The organism is Synechococcus sp. R55.7, from assembly GCF_047461955.1.
Taxonomy (GTDB): domain Bacteria; phylum Cyanobacteriota; class Cyanobacteriia; order Thermostichales; family Thermostichaceae; genus Thermostichus.
Genome location: NZ_JANSIC010000060.1, coordinates 1 through 3,123, shown reverse-complemented (window position 1 = coordinate 3,123; position 3,123 = coordinate 1). Strand labels below are relative to the sequence as shown.

3 protein-coding genes are annotated in these 3,123 nt (G+C 60.1%); 2 read left to right on the top strand and 1 reads right to left on the bottom strand.

Annotated elements, in window-relative coordinates:
- Positions 1 to 191: 191 nt before the first annotated feature.
- Entirely contained in the window at positions 192 to 1,442 is a 1,251-nt protein-coding gene (locus NW820_RS04790; protein ID WP_414406833.1) for a lipid-A-disaccharide synthase-related protein, read from the bottom strand.
- A 68-nt stretch (positions 1,443 to 1,510) separates the two neighbouring features.
- Between NW820_RS04790 and NW820_RS04785 the strand changes: the two genes are divergently transcribed.
- Together NW820_RS04785 and NW820_RS04780 are read left to right on the top strand one after the other, a co-directional pair.
- Positions 1,511 to 1,846 carry a hypothetical protein gene (locus tag NW820_RS04785; RefSeq protein WP_011433411.1) on the top strand — a complete coding sequence of 112 codons (336 nt, stop codon included), beginning with the start codon at positions 1,511 to 1,513 and terminating at the stop codon, positions 1,844 to 1,846.
- A gap of 109 nt (positions 1,847 to 1,955) precedes the next feature.
- Complete coding sequence (locus tag NW820_RS04780; RefSeq protein ID WP_414406832.1) at positions 1,956 to 3,002, top strand: thiamine phosphate synthase; 1,047 nt, start codon at positions 1,956 to 1,958, stop codon at positions 3,000 to 3,002.
- The last annotated feature ends 121 nt before the right edge of the window (positions 3,003 to 3,123 follow it).

Below are 3,123 nucleotides of genomic sequence, written 5' to 3'. Positions count from 1 at the left end.
GGGCGCGGGCCACTGCCCTTGACCCACCCCGTTGCCCAGGGAATGGCCAAAGCTGTTCCCGCCCACCCATAGCAAGGGATCCACCAACTGCTCTCCAACCCCAAAAGGTTTGACATCATTAAATGCTAAATAAAACGGAAAACTGGATCCAACGGAAATCAGTCAGGCTTTTGAATCGCTCGTTCTCTATTTCACGATATACCTGGCTCGAACGGTTCCAAAACCGGGCCGGATGGCTTGAGCCAATCTCGAAGTTGAGCGGCAATGCGCCGGGCGGCCCCTGGGGATCCCATGCGGCGGCGTCCATGGGCCTGCAACTCAGCCGCGTAGTTGGGATCGGCGGCCAGGCGTTCCAGAATCCGGCCAACCACGGCGGGAGCCTGCTCCACTGAGGTCAGGTGGACGGCGGATCCCAAAAGACGGGTCTGCGCTTCAGCAAAGCGCGGGGTAAACTGGGGCCCTTCTCCCGGCAGGGTTACCACCGGTTTTCCCAAGCCTACACATTGCTCGGTAGCCGTTCCCGCCATGGCCAGCACCACTGTTGCTCGTTGGGCACAGGCCCCGAAGTCCCCCCAAACCAGAAGCACATCGCTGCGCTGAGATGGGATCCAAGCCTGAAGCGGGTCTCGCTCCAGGTTGGGGCTGAGGGCAGCATAGACTTGCAGCTCCTTTGGGAGCCGCTCCACCACCTGCATCATCAGAGCCCAGTTGCGATAGGCTTCCGGCGGACGGGATCCGGGCAAGAGCAGCAAGGCCGGTCGGTGGGGATCCAAAGGCAATGTCCCGCGTGGCTCTAGGCCATCCATCATCGGGTTGCCCAGGTAAAAGGCCCTTAGGCCCCGTTTTTGCAAAGCTGTAGCCGTCAGCTCATCCCGCAAAAAAGAACCCAGGCAGCGTCGGTGGGCCATCAGCCAGCGCTCCCAGGGCAGGTAATCGGAAATCGGCTGCCCAAAAGGGATCCAGGGGCGTCGGTAGGGCCCCCGTTCATCTCGCCAGTAATAGTCCGACTTGGCCGTGCCCACAAAGACGTAGGGGATCCCGCTCCACCATGCCATCAGCAAGGGCACAATATCCCCCACGGCCAGCACCAGGTTCCTCTGGGCTGCTGCCCGCCGAACCAACGCCAATTGCCGCCCCGTCAGCCCCAGCAAACCGGCCCGCAAATCCCGCCACAACTGCCGCCAATCCTGATAAATAAACCCCCCCGACGGCATCACCTGGGCAATGGGCAGCAGGGGGATCCCTTGGCGTTGGTAGGCTGTCCCTTCTCCCACAATCGGCAAGGCTTGCACCGGGATCCCCAGTTGGACTAGGGCAACAGCAAGGCGACTGCCCACCTCATCTTCCCCGTGTCCATTGCTCAGACACAGCACCTGCGGTGGATTCGTTGGATTCCATTGGGTTTCCACAGCTTGCCGTAGGCGCAATCTGGGCTGAATCAAGAGGGATCCCCCAGCTCACCAGAAATCTCCTCATAGAATAGAGCCAATCCAAGAGGGGAACCCGGGAGATGATCCGAAATGAGCGACAACGAGCCGAGCTTATTGCAGCGGTAGAAGCCCTTCAGCTGGAAGGCCCCTACTTTATAGAAGAGCGCCTCGCCCGCCATCGCGGCCCTTTCTTGCGGGCAGTGAAAGATGTGCCTGTAGGGGGAACTTGGTGGGAGATCCGCTACTTTCCCGCCTGCGAGCGCTATGCTTGGGCCTACTTGCCGGAAGGGGCCGGCCCACGGGCCTTCGCCTGGGGACACACGCCGCAGCAAGCCTTTCTTAACGCCTTATGGCATCACCCTCTTTCTCCTCAGGGCCAAGGACAGCCTCAGGGAAACCATTCCGATTTACAGTGAATTGACTACTCTCCACCCTACTGACTTGCTTCCGGCTAAGGGTAGGACGGGGCTTTAGGCGCATTTTTTTGGTAAAAATTAAGCAACTCTCTTCCCACGTATAGGGAACATGAAACCCCAGGCCGTCGCCCGTATTCTGGATGCCAACCTCGATCGAGCTCGTGAAGGACTACGGGTATTGGAAGAATGGTTTCGTTTCGGCCTGGAAGAGGGAGAGCTCTCTGCCGAATGCAAGGCCATGCGCCAAGCCCTAGCCCGCTGGCACAGCGATCCCCTGCGTTTGGCCCGCGATACCCCCGCCGATCCAGGCACCCAGATCTCCCACCCCCAAGAGGAGCAACGGCGGGATCTCCGCCACCTCTTGCAAGCCAATTGCAGCCGTGTGCAAGAAGCCCTGCGGGTGTTAGAAGAATACGGCAAGTTGGCCGAATCCCACCACTGGGTGGCCCCTGGCCTGGCCAAGCTGGCCAAAGACATGCGCTATCGGCTCTACGTCTTGGAAAGTGAACTGCTGGGCGGATCCCTGCGGCAGCATCTCCTGACAGCCCATCTTTATTTAGTGACTAGCCCTGTGCCCCACTGGCTAGAGGTGGTGGAAAAATCCCTGCGGGGCGGGGTGACCCTGGTGCAATATCGCCGCAAAAACCTCCCCGACGGCGAGATGCTGCGGGATCTCAAACAGCTGCGGCAGCTGTGCGACCGCTACCAGGCGCTGATGATCGTCAACGACCGCGTGGATTTGGCTCTGCTCAGCCAGGCAGATGGGGTACACCTGGGCCAGACGGATCTGCCGGTGGCTGAAGCCCGACAACTGCTGGGATCCCAGCGGCTCATTGGCCTGTCCACCACCAATGCCGAGGAGTTGGCCCAAGCCCTGAACAGCGACGTGGACTACATTGGCGTCGGCCCCGTTTACCCCACCCCCACCAAAGCGGAGAAACCCCCTGCCGGCCTGGAGTACGTGCGCCTGGCTGCCGAGAAAGCCCACCTGCCCTGGTTTGCCATCGGCGGCATCGATCCCCACAACCTGCCCGAGGTGCGTCGAGCTGGGGCCACCCGTGTAGCTGTGGTGCGGGCTTTGATGGAAGCTGCCGATCCCACCCAGACAGCCCGCACCATGCTGGCCGAACTGCAAGGGATCCCTGCCCTATCCTAAAGATCAACCGTGAAGCTCAACCGTGAGCATTTTGCTGCTTATTGGCTGTTCCAATCCAAATGGTTTCTGAACAAGTGAGAGGAAGATGAAGTAAGGATGTTCTAAACTCCAGAGGCGATGA